This is a genomic window from Nocardia sp. XZ_19_369 (assembly GCF_015355715.1).
In the GTDB taxonomy this organism is placed as follows: domain Bacteria; phylum Actinomycetota; class Actinomycetes; order Mycobacteriales; family Mycobacteriaceae; genus Nocardia.
Map to the genome: position 1 here is coordinate 265,213 of NZ_JACVED010000008.1, position 21,582 is coordinate 286,794.

Below are 21,582 nucleotides of genomic sequence, written 5' to 3' on the forward strand. Positions count from 1 at the left end.
GTAATCCATCTTGTCAGATGCCCGGATCCTTGCTACCTTCCAACTATCAGCTATCCCGCAGCTACATCCATCCACCGCTCAGGGACCCCGCCAACCGCCAGGAGAACCTGGATGCCCCCACCCCCGCGATACGTGACAATCCTCGAAACCACCCTGCTAACCATGATCGCCCTCGGCCTGGCCGCCTCCCACTTGGCACTTCAAGCCCCGGCCTCCGTGCCCCACCATCCGACCGCCGGCGCAGCCCTCGCCGCCCTAGCCGCATTCGCGGCCTTCCACAGCGCCCGCCGAGCACGTATCGGCAAGAGATCGTCGCTGAGCGGTGGAAACCCGCTATAAATATGGCGGGGGTGTCGTGGTGGCATGCACCGACCGCATTCGAGGAGTCGATGACCAGTGCCTGATGGTGTGCAAACAATCTCCGACAGCATCATTTTCGGGGATGTCGTTGTCACGAGGGCCGATGACCGTTGCTCGGCGCGGTTCAGAACAGCGGATTCGCCGATGGTGACCATCGAACGTGTCGGTGCGCGGACGCGCCGAAGTGTTCCGATCGGGACCCGGGATGCGAGCTGTCTCGTGGCGCGGGTGAACGACCGTGCGATGAAGGTGCTGCCGGGGAGCGGGCGCGTGTTCAAGCGCAGCTATCGTGTGGTCGCCGAAATAGATGACCGGGTAATGAGTCTCGGACCGAAATCGATTGACACGTGCAGGTTCATCGACGGTCGGCCGGGAGAGATCGAGAAGTCGTTCTGCGAGTTCACCTTACGGGCCGACGGCTCGATCGATGTGGAGTGGGAGACGCCGACCGAGATCAAGGTCCTGGGACATACCGTCGAACCGCCACAGCCGACCGAGGAGGATGCGCTGATCGGGTTTGCGCTCGCGGCAGCATTCGGGACTGGTGCACTGTCGGCGACATCGATTGTGATGGGGTTTGTTTCGGCCGCGCTCCCCGGCTGAGCTCGTTGCCATGACAGCTCAGCAAAGCCGGGCAATGTCACCGTCACCGCCTGCCCCGTTGCGCACCGGACGTCGGTGAGCGCGAGAGAAGTCAGCGCTCGACGCTGCCCGTGCGGCCTCCGATCCGCGTGTCACAGGTCGAGGCTAGCCGTTGTCTTTCCCGGCCGTCCGAGCCGTGGCCACCGTCGACCGGTTGGCCACCAGCCTCCCCGAAACGTCCGCTGCTGCCACGTTGCGTCTGAACGCAACTGGTGAGAAACGAAATCGGTGCAGGATAGGTGGGCGCCATGGCAAGGTGCTCGGCATGACTGTCTCCGGCCCCAAAGCGGATCTGCACCGCTATCTGCGTTCAGCCCGCGAAGCCATGTTGTGGAAGCTCGACGGCCTGTCCGAGTACGACGTGCGTCGTCCGATGACGCCCACCGGCACAAACCTGCTCGGCTTGGTGAAGCATCTCGCCGGCGTCGAGTTCGGCTACTTCGGAGACACTTTCGCCCGTCCCTACAGCGAACCCCTGGCCGAATACGACTTCGAGTCCGATCCCACGGCCGACATGTGGGCCACCGCCGAACAGTCGCGCGACGACATCATCGATTTCTACCGTCGAGCCTGGGCACATACCGACACCACGATCGACACCCTCGACCTCACCGCCGAAGGCTCGGTCCCGTGGTGGCACGAGGACCACCGAACCGTCACCCTGCACCAAATCCTGGTGCACGTGACCACCGAAACCCACCGCCACGCCGGCCACGCCGACATCCTCCGCGAACTGATCGACGGCGCCGCGGGCATGCTCGACGGCAACGACAACATGGCCGCCAGGGACTCGACCTGGTGGCAGCAGTATCGAGCCGAGCTCGAGAAAACCGCACAACAGGCCGCCGAACTCCCCTGACCGATCGACTCCCGGTCACACTCAAGGCGTGCTCATCGGCCCGAGTTGCCTTGCCCGACTGGGTATTCCGCGTGAACATCACCGCCGAACAATTTCCAATAGAAGGCATTCAACTTCGCGGCGGCAGGCGCGTGCCGGGCCAGGATCGCGGCTACAGCTGGCGGCACGTCGTCTGGGATGTGTCCAGCGGCGCACTGAAGTACGTACTCGTTGCGGGCGATTGGGCCGCCGCTGAGCGGCGTCGGAATTCCGCACACATCGGTCACCAGCCAGTTGACCAGACGCATAGCGGCGTAGTCGGCGTCATGGGTGGTGTGGCGTTCGGCGAAGTCGCGCTCGACGGTCGACAAGTCGAAATGTGGCGAGGTAGCGAGTCCGAAGTCGCTGAGGTAGATCCGCTCCCCGTCGCTGCGCATGTTGCCGAAGTGCCCATCCATGTGCAGCAACTCGCTATCGCCGAGGAATGTCACCATCTCTGCGAGCTGCCGCGCGACTGCCGTGGCCTTGTCGGCCGGCTTCTCGCGCAGCAAGTCCGGCATGGCGTGCGGGATGTACTCGCAGAACAGCACGAGGCTCGACGCTGCGATGGCCAGCGCTTCGAGCCGCGCGCGCACGGCTGGATGGCCGCCCTGAGTAGCAACCACAGCATCGATGTCGGCGTGTTCCGCCGCGATCGGCGACCGACCGGGCAGCACCCGCCAGTGGTACAGCATCGGGAACGATTGTGTCCGGCCGGCCAGCATGCCGTCGGTGACGATGACGTTCGCGGCCAGCTCACGCCACGCGTTGAAGCTCGGTCCGCCGATGCCGTACTGGCAGAACATCGGCAGGTCGAACAGATTCGCAGTGGAACCCGGGTGAGCGAGCTCTCGATCGGTCAACGGGATGCGCTTAACGAACACCTGTACGGCGTCGACCTCGACGACTGCCGAGCCACCGCCAACCCCCACACTGTTGGACCGACCCGTGTCCATGAACTCGGCGAGCTCGATGTCGCTGCGGGAAGCCAGAAAAGCCGACATTCTCCGCTGGCGGTTGCTCCTGGCAGCTGTCATCGCCTGATCCTGCCACCGATCGGGCGGTCGGCCGCTTGTCTGAGGCGACCGAGTGATCACGGTGGCATCCAACCGAACCCGGGTGCGGATACGCAGTGATGCAAGATAATTCAATTGCGGATCGGGTTCGGGTTCAGGACCGGAACACTCCCTGGCCGTCGAAATTCATGCGTCTGATTCCGAAACCTCCGTTGGGGCATGGGAGGAGGAGGTCGGTTGAGGAGGGGACGACCAGGGCGGAGATGGTTTTGCCTGTCAGGGGTCCGCTGGTCACTTTGAGTGCGATTCTTATCGTCGAGAGGCTGGAGAGGTCGACGTCGAAGTCGACCGTGCCAGGCTCGGTATTCATGGTGTGGCGGTTGACCCAGGTCATCGTTCCGGAACCGAAGAAACGGGTCTGCGGGCAGCCGTTGACGTTGATCGGGTCGACGGTGATTACCCACGAGACGTATTGGGGGTATTGGCCGTTGGGGGATGTGCAGTTGCGATAGGCACCCATGTAGATGCCGGTGACCGCGTTGTCCACCACCCCGAACTCGGCCTGAGTGCCTGCCTGACAGATGAGGTCGGGAAGCGGGAGTTGTGGAAGGTCGGCGTGGCTATGTCCAGGTTCGGCGGCGTTGATTCCGATGCCGAGGGCAACCACGGCGGCAATGGAAGCCACCCGCCGCGCCGTCTGCGTCCGGCCATCGAGAGCGAGGGCTCCGCGACCGCCACGCCATAAACGAGCCATCGAACGCCTCTTTCGCGATAGTCACCAATGGAGTACAGCCCGCGAGGAACACCGTGAACTCGATCCGGACCGGCAACTAGGGCCGACACAAGGACTCACGTACGACAAACATAAACCTACTTCGTCCGGTTCAACTGCAATCCACACCGGTGGCCAGCAGTTGATCTCGCGAACGGTTGGCCGGCCGAGTCAATCGTTCACCCATCGCCATTGAATGGTCGACCACGGCTGAGCTTGCGGAAGCAGTTCATCTACCGCGGCGACGACACCCGGCCAGGCCGACGGAATGTAGTCGTCGCCGGAAAGCCAGCCGCCAGGCAGCACTTTGGGCCGCCAGGCGGTGATGTCTGCCACCACACTGTCGTAGTCGTGCCGGGCATCGATGTGAACCCACGTAAGCGAGGCATCGGCGAACAGGTTGGCCGTGGACTCCGAATCGCCGACCACGATCAGCACCTGGTCGGCGAACCCACACTCGATGACATTGCGATGGAGCAGTCCGGCGAAGGTACCGCCACCGGCGGACACCGCGGTGCCGTGCGCGTTGATGCCGCGGACTCCCTCGGGTCCACTGCCGCGGCATGTGTCGACTCCCACGACGGTGAACGACTTACCGCTGTCGGCCACAACTTCAGCCAGGGAGCACAAACTGCGACCGAGATAGTTACCGACTTCGACGAAGGTACCGCCCCCGGGAAAATGCGCGACCGCTTCTTCCTGCGCGTCTCGCCACGTGAACCAACCGGGTATGTCCTGCCAACGCTGCACGGAGACATCGGTTTCAGGTTTGCCTGGATTCGACAGCATGCTCCGACGTTACGATGCGCCCCGGATCCGGCGCGGCATTTCGAGCGTGCCGACCGCCCGCAGCTGCGGAACGCCCGCCTGCCGAATTGCCTGCATCCCGACTGCACCCAGGAACGACGAGTCGCGGATGCGTGAGGCGATCGGGAGCGCCGGAATCACACTGCGAGAGCAAAGGAGTCGTACGCCTCCTGGCTGAACAGTACGAACCGCACCTCTTGCACCGCAGTCTCGGCGGCGCGCACGGTCTCGACCGCGATGCGTGCCCCGTCACCGATCGGCCAGCCATAGATCCCGGTAGAGATGGCCGGAAACGCTACCGTCCGCGCACCCAACTCGTCTGCCACCCGCAACGATTCGCGGTAGCAGGAGGCCAGCAACTCCGATCGGTCGTCCTGCGCCGACCACACCGGCCCGACCGTATGAATCACCCACCGCGCGGGCAGATTCCCACCGGTCGTCGCAACCGCCTTCCCGGTCGCCAGCCCCTTCCCATAATGCGACGCCCGCAGATCACGGCACGCGGACAGAATCGCCGGACCACCCTTGCGGTGAATGGCCCCGTCAACGCCCCCGCCGCCGAGCAGTGAGGAATTCGCCGCGTTCACCACCGCATCGACATCCTGCTCGGTGATGTCGCCCCGGACCAGCACAAGTTCGACCATGGCGCCATTGTCGCCACTCGCAGCGACGCGACAAAATCAGCACGGATATCGACCCGTGCAGTCTCAATGCTCGCCGCAGCCGAACCGCGCTCGCGGATCGAGTCGGGCGCTCGGGTTACCCGACGTGCAGGTCCACCGGCCCGGAATCGACCTTCCAATACTTCCTGTTCAGCTGCGCAGTACCGGTGCCCTCGGTGTACGGCACGAGCACCGGCATCCCGTTGGTCGGCTTCAGCGCAACGGACCAGCGCTCGACCCGATCCGTGCATTGCAGGATCACTCCGGGCGGGGAGCTGGTCAGCTGGATCGTGCCGCTGCCGTTGGTATTCATCTGTGCGGAGACGTCGAGATAGCCGATACCGGCTTCACACCGATAGGTGCCGGTGGCCTGCAGACCGTCGAGCGACGCCGTGAGCACGGAATTCAACGTGATGAACTCGTTCTCGGGACCGGCACTCACCGAGGTCGAGCACAGCATTGTCGTCGCGGCTCCCGCGATCGCGACCAGCGCGCACCTCGTACCGAACATCGGCCGACCTCCTGACCAATCAATGCCGCGAGAAAACCGACTTCGATGGTAAGTCGGGGCTGCCCACCGTCCGGACCGATTCCCGTAATTGCCCTTCCGACCAGGAGGCGACTGCGCGACCTCGACTGCCGTCCGCGCGGTGAACCGAGGCCACTCACGGCAAACTCCCGTGCCAACGTGACAGGCCCACGTCGGCACGGGAGTCGATCAACTATTGCGATCGGACCGGATGCTACGTCCAGTACTGGTAACTACCGCCGCCGTCGGGTTCGCAGCCCTCACTCACTCGGGTTCCGCTGTACTCGGTGATTCGCCGCTGTTCTTCGCACTGCTCCGCCGTGGGGAACTTATGCCAGTAGTTAGCCCAGTCCGGCCTGGCCTCGGCCGGGCCCGCGAGCAAAGCCAAGCCGGCCGCAGCGGCAGCAGAGGTGAAGATCATTTTGCGTAGCACAGTGATGCCCTCCCAGGTGTTCGTTGACTCCGCCCGCAACGCTAGCGCAAACATCACTGCCGCAGACTGCCAAAGTTCTTGTCGTACATGGCAGTCCACTGTCACTGCCACGCCGTGCTTCGGCCATCTCCTTCGGGTTCACGGATGCATTCGTGAACCTTTGAGCGTCTTGTCCACCACGTTGCGCGGTCCGTACACGGCGATTCCGACGAGGTCGAGGTGATCGGTGCCGACCGCGCGCACCGCGGCGCGATTGTCCCGGTCGTTTCCGGTGGTGAACAGGTCGGAGGTGAACACTGCCGTGTGGAGGCCGCGGGCCAGTGCCTTGCTGTGCGCGCCGCGCAGCGCGTCTTTGCCACCCTCGAAGACGAGGACGGGCTGGCGGAACATCGGCAGGTAGCGCGTTGCGTCCGCGTCCTCGTACGGTTCACCGATCACCTCCGGTTGCGCCGTGCCCAGACCGCTGACCAGAAATGCCGTCACGTTGAGCCGCTGCCAGGTCTGTAGGTCCTCGCGCAGCAGTACCCCGATCTTGGTGTCGAATCGCATGTTCTCCATGCCGATGACTCTCCCGCCGTCGGGCCCGCCGAGGCTTGTACGATCCTGGCATGGTTGCCGGCAGCTCGGTCGAGCAGATCAGGGCCTGGCAGCCGCGGGTCCCCGGCATCGTCGAGGTCTTTCATGCCCGTTTCGTCGGGCACGTCTACCCCATGCACGCCCACGATTTCTGGACGCTGCTGATCGTCGACGACGGGGTGATCCGCTACAACCTCGACCGGCACGAGCACGGCGTCCTCGGCTCGGTGGTCTCGCTGCTTCCGCCGCACGTTCCGCACAACGGACAGGCCGCCACCGCTCGGGGATTCCGTAAGCGTGTGCTGTATCTCGACAACGCCCAGCTGTCCGAGGCGATGATCGGTTGTGCGGTAGACACTCCCACCTTCACCGACCCGCTGCTGCACCGCCGCATCCGCCAGTTGCACGCGACACTCGCGCATCCCGGCGACGAATTGGAAGCCGCCAGCCGCCTCGCGCTCGTCAATGACCGCCTCGGCGACCTGCTACGCGGGACCGATCCGCCGTCTCGACCCAAAGATCCAGGGTTGGCTCACCGACTGCGGGAACTACTCGATTCCCATACCACAGAAGGCCTTTCGCTCACCGAGGCCGCGGTCGTACTGCACGCCGACCCCACCCACCTCATCCGCGCGTTCAGCCGCGAGTTCGGGATGCCACCGCACCAGTATCTGATCTCGCGCCGGGTCGATCGCGCCCGTCCACTGCTGCTGAGCGGCATGCCTGCCCGAGATGTGGCCGCCGCCACCGGTTTTCACGACCAGCCGCACCTGATCCGGCACTTCAAACGCATCCTCGGCACGACGCCCGGGCAGTACGCACGCAGCGCTGACCGCCCGACGCTCGACTCAACCAGCCCGCAACAGTTACGCGCTGCGGGCTTCCCCCGAGCACCCATACCTCGCCGCTGAACACGGCCAATCGACGAGACCCACTGCGGCTCAGGAAATCCCGCTATCTAGGACGAGCCGACCAGCGCTGCCGAGCCCACTCGGAGAGACCGGGCATCGGCACGGTCACCAACAGTGACGGCCCCTTGTCGCAACCAGTTGGTTGCGATAATCTATTGCAACCAACTGGTTGCTATAAACGGAGGCTGTGTTGCCCGTACCCGATCGCATCGAGCGCGATCTCGAACTACCCCACCCACCCGAGAAGGTGTGGAATGCCCTGACCACCTCCGAAGGACTCGGAAGCTGGTTCGGTTCCCGCGCCGAAATCGATGACCTGCGCCCCGGCAGCACAGTACGGGTGTGGTGGCACGAGGACGGGCCACACACCCTGCAGATCCAGTTCGTCGAACCACACAGCAGGTTCGTGTTCACCTGGCCGATCGAAGGACTACCACCCAGCGATCCACGCCGCACACAGGTGGAATTCACCCTGCAACCGACACCCACCGGCACCCGGCTCACGGTGGTGGAAACCGGCTTCGCACAACTGCCCGACGACCTGACCGAGTCCTACGAAGGCAACGTCAAGGGCTGGGCGAGGGAACTGGCCGAACTCACCGAGTATCTCGATGCAGCGGCCTGACCATCCCGACGCCGAGCTGATAGCGCAGGCAGTTTTCACCGCGCTGGCCGACCCGACGCGCCGCGGCATCCTCGCCGAACTCGCCGCGCACGGTCCAGCGACGGCGACCGACCTGGCAGATCGCCTGCCGATCTCGCGACAGGCGATCGCCAAACACCTCACCCTGCTGACCGAGGCCGGACTCGTGCACGCCGAACCGGGCGAGCGCCGCCGGATCCACTACCACCTGCAAACCCAGCCCATGACCGTGGCGCAGTCCTTTCTCGCCGCCCTCGCCCACAGCTGGGACGGACGCCTGAACGCACTCCGCGACCACCTCGATCAGACCTAGGAGCACCGAACAATGACCCCCACCTTCCGCGGCGGACACAACATCGCCATGAAACTTCCCAAAGCACAGTTCGACCGGACCGTCGCCTTCTACCGCGACACACTCGGCATGGACGTCACCGACAACAGCGGCGAAGCCGTCGCCGAAGGGGTCATCCAAAGCGCCGCAATCCAGTTCGGGCCCGTCACGCTGTGGCTCGACCGTGTCGACAACTATGCCCGCGCCGACCTTTGGCTGGAACTGTTCACCGACGACGTCGACCGCGCGACCGAGCACCTCGCCGCCCACGGAGTCCTCGTGCAGGACGAGCTGGAACCACTCCCCTCGACCATGAACGCCCACTGGATCAGCAACCCCGTCGGCATCCCGCATATCGTCCGGCTCCCCGATCACGGTTGAGCCGGATCGGACGCTTCGGCCGCTGTGTCACACTTGCTCGCCCTACGTCGTCATCCAGGTAGCAATGACGAGGCAACAAGAGCGAATGAGGACAGAAGTCATGGGTATCGAGGAATTGCGCGCCGTAACCCGCGGAAACGTTGTGCTACCGGAGGATTCGGCCTTCGAGGCGGCAGCCCGGCCGTGGAACGTGGCCGTGGCGCAGTCGGTGGCCGCGGTGGTCGAGGTCGCCGACGCGCAGGACATCGCGAAAGTGCTGCAATACGCCGGTGTTTCGGGCCGACGGGTGGTGACCCAGCCCACCGGGCACGGCGCGACCGGGGATATCGAGGATTCGATTCTGGTGCGGACCGGTGCCCTGAACCACCTCGAGATCGATGCCGGACAGCGGGTGGCGCGGGTCGGCACCGGCGTGCAGTGGGGCGCGGTGCAGGCCGCGGCCGCCGCACACGGCCTCACCGGGCTAGCCGGTAGCAATCCCGTGGTCGGCATCACCGGGTACACGCTCGGCGGCGGATTCGGTTGGTTCGCACGCAAATACGGCTGGGCGGCGGACGCGGTGCGCGCGTTGCACGTCGTCGACGCCACCGGCAGTCAGCAGCGCGTCACCGCCGATTCGGACCCGGAGCTGTTCTGGGCATTGCGTGGCGGCGGTGGCGATTTCGCGATCGTCACCGAGATCGAGTTCGACCTGTTCCCGCTGCCGCAGCTGTACGGCGGCCGGGTGATGTGGTCGGCCGACCGCACCCGCGAGGCCTTCGACCTCTTCACCGAACTCACTACCGACGCGCCCCGGGAACTGTCGGTGTGGTTGCAGCGCTACCAGATTCCCGGCGCCGCACCCACCGTTGCCATCGACTTCGCCTACCTAGGTGATGCCGCGGAGGGCCGGGAGCTCACCGCGCGCCTCGACACGATCGACGGCATACTCGCCGACACCCGAGGCGTCCTGACTCCGGCCCAGATCGGCCAGATCACCGCGGAACCCACCGATCCCAGCCCGTCCCTCTCCCGCGGCGAACTGCTCACCGACCTCGATGACGCAGTGATCAAGACCCTCATCGACGCCCCGGTAGCGCCCCTGCTCAACATCCAAATCCGCGGCCTCGGTGGCGCATTGGCGCAAACACGTCCCGACGGCGGCGCGCGCGGCCCCATCACCGAGCCCTACGCCCTCTACCTGCTCGGGCTCGGACTGTCGCATCTGCTCGACGACATCCGAACCAGGTTCACCGACATCCTCGGCGCGCTCAGCACCCACATCACCGGAACCAAGCCGTACACCTTCCTGGCCCCCGGCGAGTCGGCCTCCGCGGCTTTCGACCCGGAGACGCTGGCGCGGCTGCGGCAGATCAAGCAGGACCGCGACCCGGCCGGTGTCATCCGGGCCAACTTCCCGGTCCACGGCTGAGCACAGGTGCCGGCGAAAGACCAACGGCCCGAGAATATCTCGGGCCGTTGGATGGCAAGTCCGCGCTAGGAGGACAGCAGGTGTTGCGGGCAGTAGATGAGGACGCTTACTTCGGTGTCGGTCACACCCAGATGTCCCACCCCGATCGAGGGATAACGGCGATCGATGGCAATGAGCCTGGCTTTGTCGCCGGGTACCCGGTAATCCAGAATTCCGCAGATCACACGCGACGAATCCACATCGTCCTGCTTGAAGTCGGGCGACCAATCCTGATGGTCCATCAGGAAGAACTTCAGTTCGTCTTGCGGAGTGAATGCGTTGGCGGCCCCGGCCCCCATCGTGATTCCGACCGCCGCCATTGCGGTGGCGACCACTGTCTTCAGCATGTGTACCTCGAGAGTTGCGACACGAGAGTGTCTGTGACGCACGGATATTGCCGTGGCTCCAGCCCCCGACCGGAGGTCGCTCACGTTACCCGAGGGCAGCGGCGGAACGCCACCACGCCGTCACGGCCGCCCGGCACCCGGCGCGGGTGCCGGAAAAGCCACCACCTGCCCGGTGGGTTCCGTCGACTCTCCACCCCAGTTCTGGCCTACGACAAACAGTTTCGGGTCTACCCCACGGCTGAGCACGCAGGCGAAGGCACCCCGATCGAGTTCCACGGTGGACATGACTTCCCCGCCTTCCCGAACCCGAACGCAATGCTGGTTGCCGACGTCGGCGTACCAGACCGCACCCTCGGCGTCGACGCAGATCCCGTCCGGATGGTCACCGGGAGTCGGCGCCCACACGCGGCGGGAGCCGAGGCTGCCGTCGGGGGCGATGTCGTAGGCGGTGAGCTGGTTGGCGTAGGACTCGGCGACGATGAGGGTGACGCCGTTAGCGGTGATCGCCATCCCGTTGGGAAAGGCAAGCCCGTCGGCGACCTGCCGGACACTGCCTTCCGGTGTAACCAGGACTATCGGCCCAGGCCTGAATTCCCCACCGGGAAAGTCGAATCCGATGTTGTTGACGTAGGCGTTGCCGCGGTCGTCGACGACGATGTCGTTCCACGGCTTGTCGGACACGGCGGAGAGGTCGGCATGCGGTACGAGCGACCCGTCGGGCTCGCGCCGCACGAGCCTGCGCTGTGCCGAGTCCACTACCAGCAGTCGCCCGTCCGGCAGGAAGTCGATACACATCGGGAAGGACGGCACCTCGGCGATCACCTCGGGCCGATTGTCGGCGCCGAGGGCGATCACCTGGTTCGCTCCCCAATCGGAGAACCAGAGTCGTCCGTCGTGCCAGCGCGGGGACTCGCCGAACACGACGCCCTCCAGCAGAATTTCAGGCTTGCTCACGGCAGGCTGCCCTTCGGTAGTCGGTAGAGATACCGACTGCGTGAGCCGCGAGAACTCATCGGCGACTCGGCAACAGCGCTACTGAGCGCGGTACACGACGATCCCCGGAACCGACCGCAGATATTCGGCCAGGGGCGAGTCGACCACCTTGTTGTTCGCCGCGAGCGAGGACGCGTTCCGGAAGACCGGACCGTCGGCGGTTTGCACGAAGATCCCGACATGCGTGACGTCCAACCCCGCCTGGTCGGTGTAGGCACCGAGGTAGTCACCGGTGCGCAGACCACCGATGACGTGGTCGTCCACCGCCGCGCTGGGAAGGTAGGTCACGGCTCGATCGACCACCGGCAACCCGGGCAGATAGTTCCCGCCGTCGGCCTTGGCGTTCAGGTGCTTGGCGACGGTGACCGCAGCGGTACTCAGCGCGCCGGTCACGTCGGTGGCGGCGATCCGCGGCGTGCTCACCCAGTCGCTGAAGAAATGCTTGCGCTGCCGGAAATCGACGCGCCCCTCGGCATAGCGGGTGTCGACCAGATTCGCGACGAACTGATCCCGGTCGGTGGACCTGCTGAGCGCTTCGACGTAGTCGAGATAGGTGAAGCAGTCCACGCGCCGGAAGTCGATGACGAGCTGCTCGGGCTGGGTCGCCGAGCCGACGAGCATATCGGCGCCGTACGGCGTGCCGAGAAACTGGCGCGACAGCAACTCGACGAGCTCGCCTTTGCTCGGCCCAGCACCCGCGCGCGACGCCAGCAACGCGTCGATCTTGCCGGCGGTGACGTCGTCGATGTGCACCGCGGGCGCGCCGACCGCCGCGGGCACCATCGATGCCATGCCACCCACGAGCACCAGCAGGACGAGCAACACGCGAGCGATGGTCCGCACAAAGCCTCCAACATCCGTCGACACAGCCCCCACGGTAACCCGGCGGTCGCTCTGCCGGGTGCGCCAGCGCACGACAGTGGACCGTCGCAGCCCCCCTGCGACGGTCCACCGACGCGATCGTCAGGCCACTATCTGCGCCCGCTTCTTGCTGACGCCCTTGATACCGACCGGCGTCACGGTGCCGGAACCGATCTGCAGATCCACGCACGAGTAGAACGCGCTGGGCGTGTCCGCGACGTTCCAGATGCCGAGCAATTTCTGCGGCCCGGTGAAGGTGCCGAGGTTCACCGTGTGGGTGACGGTTCGCCCGCTCGGCGGCTGATTCTTGCCATCGATCACCGCGACCCGCGTATCGCCGATCCAGTACTCGTAATTGTGGGTCCGGTGCAAGGCGGTGAGCGTCCAGATGAACGTCACCGTGCTGCTGGTGTGGTGCACCTGCCACGGCTTGCTGTCGTCGTCCAGATCCGCCCAGCGCCCGTCACCGCCGCTGCAGCTGCGCTGTCCCGGTGGCCCCTGCACGTTCTGCGGCTCGTATTTGACCGGGCCACACGGCAACAGACTTTGCGCACATTGCACTTGGCGGCTGGCCGGCGCGGAGAGGTAGCCGTACGCGTCAGCCGGTGCCGCGTGCAGGGCGGCCACGATGAACGGTGCGATAGTGGCCGCAGCGACGACAGCCAGCATGCGCTGCTGCAGCGCCCGGGTCAGCGAAGCTGCCGTCATTTCCGGTCCCCACGCCCGAACGGCCACGGCTCGATATCCCGCTCGTCCGGGCTGCCCTGCATGTTCTGGTTGTTGAGACTGCCGGGGTAGAGGTACTCACTGGCGGGCCGCTTCCTTCCGTTGAGCCAAGCATCGAAGAACCCGTCCAGCTTCTTGGCGGTGCGGGATTGGATGAACTGACGGAACTCGGGAATCGACGTGTTGCCGTTCTTGTGCTTCTGCGCGAAATCGCGGACGGCGGTGAGGAATACGTCGTCGCCGATGTTGCGGCGCAAGGCGTGCAGGAACAGCGGGCCGCGCGAGTACACGGTGGTGAACTCCTTGCCCTTGCCGGGATCGTAGAGCGGTGTCGACCAGACGCCCTGCTGGTCGGCGCTCGCGAGCGCCCGCCGGTAGAGCTGGTCGGCGTTGCGGCCTTGCACCCGCTCCGGGTAGAGGATGTCGGCGGTGTAGCTGGCGAAGCACTCGTTCAAGCAGATGTCGCGCCAGTCCTTGATCGACACCGAATCGCCCCACCACTGATGGGCGTTCTCGTGGATCACCGTGTTCAGGTCCGTCCACGGCGCGTAGATCGGCCGCGTCTGGGTCTCCAGCGAGAACTGCAGATTGGTGTCCACGTAGATGCCGCCACCGGATTCGAGCGGATACGGGCCGTACAGCTGTTCGACGAAGGCGATCACGCCGGGCAGCTTCTTTTCCAGCTCCCGCTTCTGCTGGGCGCCACCCGGTGCGAAGAAGCTCTCCAACGGCGTATTCCCGGCCTGCTGCGTCAGGCGCGTGAACTTGTCGATCGCGATGGTCGTCAGGTACCCGATGATCGGGTCCTTGGCCTCCCAGGTGACGGTGTGCTTTCCGGTGCCCGCGGGGACATCGGACGCGCGGACCCCGTTCGAGGCCACATCCCAGCCGGTGGGCACGGTGGCCTTGACGGTGAAGGTCACCTTGTCCAGCGGTGTGTCGTTGAGCGGGTACCACGTTGTCGCCGAATGCGGTTCACCCGCCGCGAACGCGCCACCGGACGGCGAGTAGGTCCAGCCGTTGCCCTTGGTATCCGGCACGGTCCCCCCGTAGTCGACGACGACGGTGAACGGCTGCCCCAGCGGCAGTGCCGCGGCCGGGGTCACCACGAGCTCGTGCTCGCCGGACTTCTGGAAGCGGGCGGGCTGACCGTTCACGGCGACCGATCCGACTGCGGGACCGGCATAGTCGAGGTTGAACCGGGACAGGTTCTGGGTCGCCTTCGCCGTGATGGTGGCTTTGCCTTTGAGGTTATGGGTCGGCGGGTTGTAGTCGATGGCGACGTCGTAGTGGATCGCGTCGTACCCGCCGTTGCCGTCCTTCGGGTAGTACGGATCGCCGAGACCGTCGGAGCCCGGGGTCGGGTCGGCAGCGCTGGCCGCCGACCCGTTCGGCGTATCCGGCGGCGGAGCGGCCACCGCGGCGACGCCCGCGGTGAGGCTCAATGCGAGGGCCAAGGCCGACACGGCGACCGGACGCGATCTCAGCGCGGCCGGAACCGGCACGTGCGTTTCTCGCCACTGGTGAATTCTCATGGGAGCCAACCTTTTCTAGGCGATCCGGCGGACCTCGGCCATGGCGATGCTCGATCGGATCTGTAATCGACTGCGGGAAAAGCCGACTCGGCAATCCGCAGGTACTGCCGGCGCACCGCGACCTACTGGGCGCCCAACCCTCGGGAGGTGACGAGCTGCTGTGCGGCACCATTCAGCGACGGGGCCTGCCCTCGGTCTTCGACCCGGTTTCGTGCCAGCTGTCCAGCACCCGGTCGGTGCTGTTGGCATCGATGAACAGAACCCACTGCGCGGACTGATCGCCTTGCGTGCCTGCGCGTTTGATCGCGACCTTGTAGGCGGGAACCGCCACGCTGGGGGCGCCGTCCTTGGCGGCCAGCTTCGGGTCGTACCACATGGCGGCCGTCGCGAAGACGGTGAACTTGCCGCGCGGCTGCTTGGTCTCCTGCGCCAGCGCGCGCACCGCGGTGTCCGCCACCGTCGCGGGCGGCGTGGTGGCGCCGGTCGGGTACTTGCCCTGCGTCTGCTGTGCCAACGCGCCACTCGCCGAGACGAGCGAGCCGTCGGCGGCCAGTGACTGCGCCACCTTCGCGCCGTAGACCGGCACCGCGTCGATTTCCTGCCGCAGCTCGACGGTGGCACCCCGGCCGACCGGGGACGCCTTGTCCACGACGAGCTTGCCGATCGATTCGGCGCCGAAGACCCGCTGCATGCTCGGCGCCTGGGCCTGCGCGATCGCCTGCGCCTCGGACGGCACGCCCGCCGGCTTCGGCAGCGGGTTCTTGAAAATCACCTGCATGGCGATTCCGTCGGGATCGGTGAACACGTTCTTCGGGATGGTGGGGAGATCGAAAATGCCTGGGGCCGTGGTCGGCGACGGGCTGGTGGTCGTCGAGGGGCTGGTGGTCGACGGCGCGATGGTGGTCGACGGACTGGTGGTCGACGTCGGCGCGGTAGTGGTGGTCGTCGTCGGATCGGTGGTCGTGGACGAGTAGGTCGTCGTCGGCTCGATCGTCGTCGGTTCTGTCGTCGTCGTGGTGGGCTCGATCGTCGTGGTCGGGCCGGACGGCGACGGCGGAGTCGTGGGGGCCGACGTCGAAGGAGTGGTCGTCGGCGTGGTTGACGATGGCTGGGCGAAGGCACCGGAGCTGGTTGTGAAAACCGTTGCCGCTAAAACGAACACCGCGGTAGCACTGACGCGAGCCGCCCTTCGATGTGGGTATTTCATATTCAAGTAGAACCACACCGCGGGCGATAGATTCGACTGGGGAGTTACTGGGGAGTTCGTATCACGAGTTGATTAAGTACCCCGATAGCACTATTCGGTGCGATGTACCGCATTTGCGCTCGGACAGCGCTGGTTTCGGCGCAAGTGCGCCGAAATACCATGTCGTCGAACGCGGTTGACACCACCCGGACACTACTGCGCGACGGTGTCGTCCACCGGACCTTCGGCGCCGCGTTCAGCCCGGCACGAGTGCGCACCGGCGCTCCGTACCGAATAGCGTTCGATGCCGACCGCGCCGACGCGCCGAGCGGTATCACGGCGCCGAAGGATCGCCGGTGCGTGACCTGCGGATAAATGTCGATTCGCAAGTCACGCACCGTATCCCGAGGTAAAATGCACCATCATTTCGCCTGCAGCCGATCGCCGATTCGGGTGGCGAAGTCCTGCCAGTTGGCCGCGTTCTGCCGAGCCATATCGAGCACGAGATTCAGGCAGTGTTCCGGGATCCGATCCGCGAGATCGAGCGACTGCGTCGGCGTGCGCGGACTGGCGTCCAGCCAGCGCAATACCGTCCGGCCCGTCTCGGTGAGCCGCAGCGACGGATCGCGGCGCAGGCTCTGCAATACCGAGGAGGGGCAAACACGCTCCGGCGGTGCCGGATCGGGCGTCAACGGCGCACCCTCGGTACCGTCGCAGGACTTTTTACGGCGCTGGTGTTCGACGTCCGGTCGGCGCACTCGGCGCATCCGGCCGTCGCGGCCTAATCGATGCCTCGTCTGGGGAACATCCCCAGATGACTGCCTGCGCACCGCACCGACCGTCTTGTGGTCCAGCCCCGCCACCTCGGCGACCTTGCGATCCGACCACAGCGGGTACATCCGCATGATGCGCAGGGAGGCGGCCTTGCGGTCGAGGATCGAGAGCGGCAGGCCGTGTGCGATGTTGGCCTGGACTGCGAGCACGAACGCCTCTTCCTCGGTGCCGTCGAAGAACTGTGCCCGGATGACGTTGGCCCCCTTCAGTTTCGCGGCTTTCAGACGGTGCACACCGTCGATCAGCCGCATGGTTTCTCGGTGGACCAGGATCGGCGGCAGTTCCGCCTCCGTCGCTGCCAGCACCTGGGTATGTGCAGAGTCTTCAGCACGCACACGCAGTGCGCCACTGATGTCTATCGACTCGATAGGAATCTCGATGACTACGTCGGCAACTCCGACTCTCGCATCGTCGTCCACGTTCAACCTGTGTTCACTCACGGCGGTACTCCTGCGTCGAAGCCGAGATCATTCCGTAGCACACTTCGCCCCGCCGCCAGTACCGATCCGAACCGCCACAACAAGCCGGGACGAATCGATGCGGAAGGCACGTCGCTGTGCCGTGTCTGCGGTGACTAACTAGCGCGGACAGCAATATTTCACATTGGCAGAGTTCCAGCAACGATACGGTGTCGAAACGCCCCTGCATTCGCAATCTGCGGATCGCCAGCGTGATTCGCGGCGTTATTTGTGAATGGTGTTAACCTCGCGGCCCGGTTCGCCGACTTCCGGAAACATTTCGGAAACTACCAGTTCCAGCCCGGAACGGGCGTCGGCGTGGATACGCTCGAGAGTTGGACTTCTACATCGGCGAAGAAGCCGACAACGGACATCCTTGTACGCCACCATATATGGTGAAACCGATTTTCTGCACACGATGACCACCCCGGGCGTCGCGGCGACAATAATTCTGAACACGATGACCACTCCGGTCACCGCGCCGACAACTCGGAGAATCCTCAACCATTCGAATCGGGACACAATGAACCGGCGGTATTCCCTATCCCAGGAATAGCCGCTCGACCTACACCTCGTGCCGCGGGCACACCAATGCGGAGTTCGTGTTCAAGGCCCCTCTCGCACACGAAGAACAAGGCGGGTTCCGCCTTCTTCCGAACGATTTGACCCGAGGAACTCATCTGCCCGAACATCCCTCGTGTCCGATCCATCCTATCATCGGACCCCCCTCCGAGCAGCGCGACGGACGAAAATCGCGAGTCTGTCCACTGTACGAGATTCCATATAGCAGTGCATGTTTCGGTGATATAGGGGCGGCCTTCGGCGCACCGGTGGCAGAAGTTCTGTTGCCGACTTCGTGCCGGTTTCCGGGCGCCCGGCCGCGCGGCCCCTGGGCGGCCTCCTTGTGACACCACTCCGGGCTGGCCTGATCGGACACGTCAACGGCGTGGTGGGCCGATCGCCGGATCGCCTTCCGCCGAACCGTTTTCGCGGGCGGCGACCCCCATCGCTCCCCTGAGACGGCCGGCCCGAGCGATGCGGAATCACCCCTAGCTCCCCGGTACCGCCGCGAAATAGCGCTGCGGCGTGATGTCGTGCCGGACTGCCGATTTCTATGGTCGGGACATGCTCAACGTCGAACCGGATTCACTCGCTCCCCACGCCTCCGCCCAGCGCCGCATGCGTCCCACCTTCACTCGACTGCGCGGCGGATTGACCCTCGCCGTGGCCGCGGTCGCCACCGCCGGCCTGGTCGGCGCGGCGACCGGCAGTGCCGCCGCCGCACCCGTAGCCGCCGCTGCCACACCCGCCGCCGACTGCCTGTGGGCAGGCACCGGCCACGCGCAGGGCACGACCGTCGTGGCCGGTGGCCGCGCTTTCACCTGTGCGACAGATCAACTCGGTGCGCCGCGCTGGGTTCGCGGGGCGGCCCGCGGCACGCCGAGCACCGTGGCCAACCCCGGCGCGCGCACCGACCCGGCAGGGACGTTCAGTGCCGGAGCGCAGCAACCGGGCACCGAATACAACGACTATTGCGTGGGCACCCAGCTCGTCGGTGGTAGCGAGTCGGTGTACGAGGTGGTTTCCGACGGGGGTGCGCTGCATTGGAAGGCGGCGGGTCCGATCGCCCAGTGGGCCTTCCCCGCCGGCACCGGACCGGTGCCGACCACTCGCTCGGCGAGCCTGTGCCTGCCGGACCCGGTGAGCTGGCCGCGCAACTGAGCGGGGCCGCCTGCTCGGCAAATCAGTAAGCGATGAACAAGATCTCGTCGCGCGAGTACTCGTGCCCGGGATGATTCTCGGCCAGATGGGCCTGCGTCTTGGCCACCAGGTCGTCCTCGTCGGTCCCGACGATGGCTTCTCCGCAGGGGCAGTTCAGGTTTCGCTTCATCGACTGTCCTTTCCTCTCGATCGACAAGTCTAGGGTCTGTCGCAAAGTCCGGACGGATGCATCCGGTGGCTGGATCGTCGCCTGGCAAGGCGGAGGAGTTGCCGATACCGGGTTTGTATCGGCGACGACGACAACGCGGCCAGGCGGCGATCCAGCCACCGGAGGCGCCGGATGGGACTTTGCGACAGACCCTAGGCTGGCGAGTACGCAGACCCGACGCGGCATTCGGGTCGCACCGGCGCCAGTGGTCCTCGGCGCTAGAAATAGACCGTTCGGGGTATACCCCTACGCATCTCGGGGTACGCCGACTCGGCCGTCGGGCTGACGCGCGCGCAACGGAACCTTTGCCATCATGACGTCGAGCCGACCGTCGAGGAGGACCCACAAAGTGTTCACATTGCGCGGTTGCGCGCTGGCACTGGCCGCGGCGCTGGCCGCAACCATCGCGCTGACCGCATGCGAGCAGTCCGCACCCCAGACGACGGGTACGGCGGCCAAGATCACCTTGCCGCCGCTCAGCGGCCGCTACCCGGTCGGCACAGTCGACCTGCATCTGGTGGACGCGCGCCAGGATCCGTGGCACCCGGCCGACAAGCGGGAGCTGATGGTCACGGTGACCTACCCGGCGCAGCGCACCGGCGACCGCGCACCGTGGATGTCACCAGCCGTGGCGGACGCGGTCGACCGGCTCGCGTCCGACGCGCCCATGCTCGGCCTGTCGCCGGGCGCGGTCGATTGGGGTGGCACCAAGCGCCAGGCGAGCACCGGGGTCGAGGCGGACCACACGGGCGGCGCCTGGCCGGTCGTGCTGTTCTCGCACGGGTTCGGCGTGGTGCGCGAACTCAATTCGGTCCGCACCGACGATCTGGCCAGCCACGGCTATGTCGTCGTGTCCATCTCCCACACCTACGACGCGAAAGTGGTCGAGTTCCCCGGCGGCCGGATGCTCAGCAGCGACGCCAAGCCGGATCCGCAGTACCTGGCGACCTCGATCGATGCGCGGGTGGCCGACACCGGATTCGTACTCGACCAGCTGACCCGGCTGACCCAAGGCGCGAATCCGGACGCCGAAAATCGTGCGCTACCAGCAGGGTTGGCGGAGTCGCTCGACCTGTCGAAGGTGGGCATGTTCGGTCATTCGCTGGGCGGCTACACGGCGGGCGAAGCGATGTTCCGCGATCCACGCATCGGCGCGGGGGTCAACCTCGACGGCAGCATGGGCGTGGGCAAGCTCGGCGAGGTCGTGCGCCACAGCATGGATCGGCCGTTCATGCTGGTCGGCGCCGACGGTGTGCATCCGGAGACCAAGCGCGCGTTCGAGCACTCGCACGTGGACGACATGGATCCGAGCTGGCGCGAGTTCTGGACCAATCAGCAAGGCTGGAAACGGGATCTGCACTTCGACGGCGCCGCACACAACAGCTTCACCGATTTGCAGGTCGCGGTGCCGCAGTGTGCCAGCCTGCTGTCGCCGGAAACCCGGCAGCGCGAAGTCGGCACCATCCATCCGGCCCGGTCGGTGAGCGCACAGCAGGACTACCTCGCGGCCTTCTTCGACCTGCACCTGAAAGGCATGCCCAGCGACCTGTTCGACGGGAACGATCCGCGCCACCCGGACACCCGGTTCATCCCCTGACCCGCGCCGCCGACCGGGCGGGCAGCGGGGTTCACCTAAGCTCCTGGGCTTATGGCCCTTCCCGCAACACTGCACAACTTCGCCGTCCAACTGGCCGACGTCGACCGCGACGTGTGCCAGGACCTGGAGTTGCGGATCGCGCGCCATCCGTCCGAGACCGCCGAGTTCATGGTGACCCGCCTGCTCGCCTACTGCCTCGAATACCAGGACGGCATCGCCTTCAGCGAGGGTGGCGTCTCGTCCACCGACGAGCCCGCGGTGCTGGTGCGCGACCTCACCGGCCGCCTCACCGCCTGGATCGAGGTCGGCGCGCCCGACGCGGAACGCCTGCACCGCGGCAGTAAACTCGCCGGCCGCGCCGCCGTCTACACCCACCGCGATCCGGCCAAGGTGCTGGCCCAACTCGCAGGCAAACGCATCCATCGCGCCGAAGCCATCCCCCTCTACAGCTTCGACCGCGCCTTCATCGACGCCGCCGTCGCCGCTATCGACCGCCGCAACACCGCAACCCTGTCGATTACCGAACGCTCCCTGTACCTGGATCTCAACGGCACCAACCTCACGTCCTCGGTCACCGAACACGCACTCGGCTGACCCCTTACAGTCGAAACGATCTGTGCCCAGGGTGCGCGTCGATCGGCGCGGTGATCTTCGGTAGCCATTTGCCACGGTGCGGGATCGGACGCTAGTCGCCGGAAATCCCGCGCGCAGTGCGGACTTTCGAG

Annotated in this window: 26 protein-coding genes; 11 read left to right on the forward strand and 15 right to left on the reverse strand. The window is 65.7% G+C overall.

The features are described 5' to 3' along the window. Positions 1–504: 504 nt before the first annotated feature. Together IBX18_RS29335 and IBX18_RS29340 are read left to right on the forward strand one after the other, a co-directional pair. Entirely contained in the window at positions 505–963 is a 459-nt protein-coding gene (locus tag IBX18_RS29335) for a hypothetical protein (RefSeq protein ID WP_194836734.1), read from the forward strand. A gap of 304 nt (positions 964–1,267) precedes the next feature. After that, complete coding sequence (locus IBX18_RS29340; protein WP_194836735.1) at positions 1,268–1,861, forward strand: DinB family protein; 594 nt, start codon at positions 1,268–1,270, stop codon at positions 1,859–1,861. 32 nt (positions 1,862–1,893) lie between these two features. Here IBX18_RS29340 and IBX18_RS29345 read toward each other — a convergent pair whose 3' ends face one another. From IBX18_RS29345 to IBX18_RS29375, 7 genes are all read right to left on the reverse strand, one after another. Continuing rightward, on the reverse strand, positions 1,894–2,916 hold the full coding sequence (locus tag IBX18_RS29345) for a serine/threonine protein phosphatase (protein ID WP_194836736.1): 1,023 nt from the start codon (positions 2,914–2,916) through the stop codon (positions 1,894–1,896). Between the two features lie 133 nt (positions 2,917–3,049). Then, positions 3,050–3,580, reverse strand: a complete 531-nt coding sequence (locus IBX18_RS29350; RefSeq protein ID WP_194836737.1) for a hypothetical protein — start codon at positions 3,578–3,580, stop codon at positions 3,050–3,052. A 258-nt stretch (positions 3,581–3,838) separates the two neighbouring features. Further along, positions 3,839–4,456: a class I SAM-dependent methyltransferase gene (locus IBX18_RS29355; protein WP_194836738.1), complete on the reverse strand. Its 618-nt coding sequence runs from the start codon at positions 4,454–4,456 to the stop codon at positions 3,839–3,841. 155 nt (positions 4,457–4,611) lie between these two features. Next, a complete protein-coding gene (locus IBX18_RS29360) occupies positions 4,612–5,118 on the reverse strand; it encodes an O-acetyl-ADP-ribose deacetylase (RefSeq protein ID WP_194836739.1) in 507 nt (168 codons plus the stop codon). Positions 5,119–5,233: 115 nt separating this feature from the next. Continuing rightward, on the reverse strand, positions 5,234–5,647 hold the full coding sequence (locus tag IBX18_RS29365) for a hypothetical protein (protein WP_194836740.1): 414 nt from the start codon (positions 5,645–5,647) through the stop codon (positions 5,234–5,236). A gap of 232 nt (positions 5,648–5,879) precedes the next feature. Further along, positions 5,880–6,155: a hypothetical protein gene (locus tag IBX18_RS29370; RefSeq protein ID WP_194836741.1), complete on the reverse strand. Its 276-nt coding sequence runs from the start codon at positions 6,153–6,155 to the stop codon at positions 5,880–5,882. Positions 6,156–6,236: 81 nt separating this feature from the next. Further along, positions 6,237–6,656 carry a DUF2000 domain-containing protein gene (locus IBX18_RS29375; RefSeq protein WP_194836742.1) on the reverse strand — a complete coding sequence of 140 codons (420 nt, stop codon included), beginning with the start codon at positions 6,654–6,656 and terminating at the stop codon, positions 6,237–6,239. A gap of 50 nt (positions 6,657–6,706) precedes the next feature. Between IBX18_RS29375 and IBX18_RS29380 the strand changes: the two genes are divergently transcribed. The 5 genes from IBX18_RS29380 (at position 6,707) to IBX18_RS29400 (ending at position 10,351) form a co-directional block, all read left to right on the forward strand. After that, positions 6,707–7,585, forward strand: coding sequence for an AraC family transcriptional regulator (locus IBX18_RS29380; protein WP_194836743.1), 879 nt, complete (start codon positions 6,707–6,709; stop codon positions 7,583–7,585). Positions 7,586–7,772: 187 nt separating this feature from the next. Beyond that, a complete protein-coding gene (locus IBX18_RS29385) occupies positions 7,773–8,210 on the forward strand; it encodes an SRPBCC domain-containing protein (RefSeq protein WP_306796465.1) in 438 nt (145 codons plus the stop codon). Beyond that, positions 8,197–8,541 (forward strand): helix-turn-helix transcriptional regulator, encoded by a 345-nt coding sequence (locus IBX18_RS29390; RefSeq protein ID WP_194836745.1) that lies wholly within the window; start codon positions 8,197–8,199, stop codon positions 8,539–8,541. The genes IBX18_RS29385 and IBX18_RS29390 overlap by 14 nt, the downstream gene beginning before the upstream one ends. A 12-nt stretch (positions 8,542–8,553) precedes the next feature. Beyond that, positions 8,554–8,940, forward strand: a complete 387-nt coding sequence (locus tag IBX18_RS29395) for a VOC family protein (protein ID WP_194836746.1) — start codon at positions 8,554–8,556, stop codon at positions 8,938–8,940. Positions 8,941–9,025: 85 nt separating this feature from the next. After that, on the forward strand, positions 9,026–10,351 hold the full coding sequence (locus IBX18_RS29400; RefSeq protein WP_228541976.1) for an FAD-binding oxidoreductase: 1,326 nt from the start codon (positions 9,026–9,028) through the stop codon (positions 10,349–10,351). A 65-nt stretch (positions 10,352–10,416) separates the two neighbouring features. On the opposite strand, the gene IBX18_RS29405 is transcribed toward IBX18_RS29400, so the two are convergent. The 6 genes from IBX18_RS29405 to IBX18_RS29430 form a co-directional block, all read right to left on the reverse strand. Next, positions 10,417–10,737 (reverse strand): hypothetical protein, encoded by a 321-nt coding sequence (locus IBX18_RS29405; protein ID WP_194836747.1) that lies wholly within the window; start codon positions 10,735–10,737, stop codon positions 10,417–10,419. 120 nt (positions 10,738–10,857) lie between these two features. Further along, the gene (locus IBX18_RS29410; RefSeq protein ID WP_194836748.1) at positions 10,858–11,691 is read right to left on the reverse strand and encodes an SMP-30/gluconolactonase/LRE family protein; all 834 of its coding nucleotides are present in this window, start codon (positions 11,689–11,691) and stop codon (positions 10,858–10,860) included. 78 nt (positions 11,692–11,769) lie between these two features. After that, positions 11,770–12,573: a DUF1460 domain-containing protein gene (locus IBX18_RS29415; protein ID WP_306796466.1), complete on the reverse strand. Its 804-nt coding sequence runs from the start codon at positions 12,571–12,573 to the stop codon at positions 11,770–11,772. A gap of 120 nt (positions 12,574–12,693) precedes the next feature. Next, positions 12,694–13,299, reverse strand: a complete 606-nt coding sequence (locus tag IBX18_RS29420; RefSeq protein WP_228541977.1) for a lytic polysaccharide monooxygenase auxiliary activity family 9 protein — start codon at positions 13,297–13,299, stop codon at positions 12,694–12,696. Further along, positions 13,296–14,852, reverse strand: coding sequence for a M1 family metallopeptidase (locus tag IBX18_RS29425; protein WP_194836749.1), 1,557 nt, complete (start codon positions 14,850–14,852; stop codon positions 13,296–13,298). The genes IBX18_RS29420 and IBX18_RS29425 overlap by 4 nt, the downstream gene beginning before the upstream one ends. Before the next feature lie 172 nt (positions 14,853–15,024). Next, positions 15,025–15,657, reverse strand: coding sequence for a hypothetical protein (locus tag IBX18_RS29430; RefSeq protein WP_194836750.1), 633 nt, complete (start codon positions 15,655–15,657; stop codon positions 15,025–15,027). Positions 15,658–15,685: 28 nt separating this feature from the next. Between IBX18_RS29430 and IBX18_RS29435 the strand changes: the two genes are divergently transcribed. Next, complete coding sequence (locus IBX18_RS29435; protein ID WP_194836751.1) at positions 15,686–15,826, forward strand: hypothetical protein; 141 nt, start codon at positions 15,686–15,688, stop codon at positions 15,824–15,826. 634 nt (positions 15,827–16,460) lie between these two features. Here IBX18_RS29435 and IBX18_RS29440 read toward each other — a convergent pair. Then, positions 16,461–17,312, reverse strand: coding sequence for a ParB/RepB/Spo0J family partition protein (locus IBX18_RS29440; RefSeq protein ID WP_135236358.1), 852 nt, complete (start codon positions 17,310–17,312; stop codon positions 16,461–16,463). 1,143 nt (positions 17,313–18,455) lie between these two features. Between IBX18_RS29440 and IBX18_RS29445 the strand changes: the two genes are divergently transcribed. Continuing rightward, on the forward strand, positions 18,456–19,052 hold the full coding sequence (locus IBX18_RS29445) for a hypothetical protein (RefSeq protein WP_194836752.1): 597 nt from the start codon (positions 18,456–18,458) through the stop codon (positions 19,050–19,052). A 22-nt stretch (positions 19,053–19,074) separates the two neighbouring features. Here IBX18_RS29445 and IBX18_RS29450 read toward each other — a convergent pair whose 3' ends face one another. Then, on the reverse strand, positions 19,075–19,221 hold the full coding sequence (locus tag IBX18_RS29450) for a DUF1059 domain-containing protein (protein WP_107655595.1): 147 nt from the start codon (positions 19,219–19,221) through the stop codon (positions 19,075–19,077). Between the two features lie 388 nt (positions 19,222–19,609). Here IBX18_RS29450 and IBX18_RS29455 point away from each other — a divergent pair, with 388 nt between their 5' ends. Both IBX18_RS29455 and IBX18_RS29460 read left to right on the forward strand, forming a co-directional pair. Beyond that, a complete protein-coding gene (locus tag IBX18_RS29455; protein ID WP_306796467.1) occupies positions 19,610–20,857 on the forward strand; it encodes a hypothetical protein in 1,248 nt (415 codons plus the stop codon). A gap of 51 nt (positions 20,858–20,908) precedes the next feature. Beyond that, positions 20,909–21,451 (forward strand): YaeQ family protein, encoded by a 543-nt coding sequence (locus IBX18_RS29460; RefSeq protein ID WP_194836754.1) that lies wholly within the window; start codon positions 20,909–20,911, stop codon positions 21,449–21,451. Positions 21,452–21,582 lie beyond the last annotated feature (131 nt).

Coding starts and splice junctions, on each gene's coding strand:
- IBX18_RS29335 (WP_194836734.1), top strand. CDS start 505: ATGGTGACCATCGAACGTGTCGGTGCGCGGACGCGCCGAAGTGTTCCG.
- IBX18_RS29340 (WP_194836735.1), top strand. CDS start 1,268: ATGACTGTCTCCGGCCCCAAAGCGGATCTGCACCGCTATCTGCGTTCA.
- IBX18_RS29345 (WP_194836736.1), bottom strand. CDS start 2,916: ATGACAGCTGCCAGGAGCAACCGCCAGCGGAGAATGTCGGCTTTTCTG.
- IBX18_RS29355 (WP_194836738.1), bottom strand. CDS start 4,456: ATGCTGTCGAATCCAGGCAAACCTGAAACCGATGTCTCCGTGCAGCGT.
- IBX18_RS29360 (WP_194836739.1), bottom strand. CDS start 5,118: ATGGTCGAACTTGTGCTGGTCCGGGGCGACATCACCGAGCAGGATGTC.
- IBX18_RS29365 (WP_194836740.1), bottom strand. CDS start 5,647: ATGTTCGGTACGAGGTGCGCGCTGGTCGCGATCGCGGGAGCCGCGACG.
- IBX18_RS29375 (WP_194836742.1), bottom strand. CDS start 6,656: ATGGAGAACATGCGATTCGACACCAAGATCGGGGTACTGCTGCGCGAG.
- IBX18_RS29380 (WP_194836743.1), top strand. CDS start 6,707: ATGGTTGCCGGCAGCTCGGTCGAGCAGATCAGGGCCTGGCAGCCGCGG.
- IBX18_RS29390 (WP_194836745.1), top strand. CDS start 8,197: ATGCAGCGGCCTGACCATCCCGACGCCGAGCTGATAGCGCAGGCAGTT.
- IBX18_RS29395 (WP_194836746.1), top strand. CDS start 8,554: ATGACCCCCACCTTCCGCGGCGGACACAACATCGCCATGAAACTTCCC.
- IBX18_RS29400 (WP_228541976.1), top strand. CDS start 9,026: ATGAGGACAGAAGTCATGGGTATCGAGGAATTGCGCGCCGTAACCCGC.
- IBX18_RS29405 (WP_194836747.1), bottom strand. CDS start 10,737: ATGCTGAAGACAGTGGTCGCCACCGCAATGGCGGCGGTCGGAATCACG.
- IBX18_RS29420 (WP_228541977.1), bottom strand. CDS start 13,299: ATGACGGCAGCTTCGCTGACCCGGGCGCTGCAGCAGCGCATGCTGGCT.
- IBX18_RS29425 (WP_194836749.1), bottom strand. CDS start 14,852: ATGAGAATTCACCAGTGGCGAGAAACGCACGTGCCGGTTCCGGCCGCG.
- IBX18_RS29435 (WP_194836751.1), top strand. CDS start 15,686: ATGCCTGGGGCCGTGGTCGGCGACGGGCTGGTGGTCGTCGAGGGGCTG.
- IBX18_RS29445 (WP_194836752.1), top strand. CDS start 18,456: ATGCTCAACGTCGAACCGGATTCACTCGCTCCCCACGCCTCCGCCCAG.
- IBX18_RS29450 (WP_107655595.1), bottom strand. CDS start 19,221: ATGAAGCGAAACCTGAACTGCCCCTGCGGAGAAGCCATCGTCGGGACC.
- IBX18_RS29460 (WP_194836754.1), top strand. CDS start 20,909: ATGGCCCTTCCCGCAACACTGCACAACTTCGCCGTCCAACTGGCCGAC.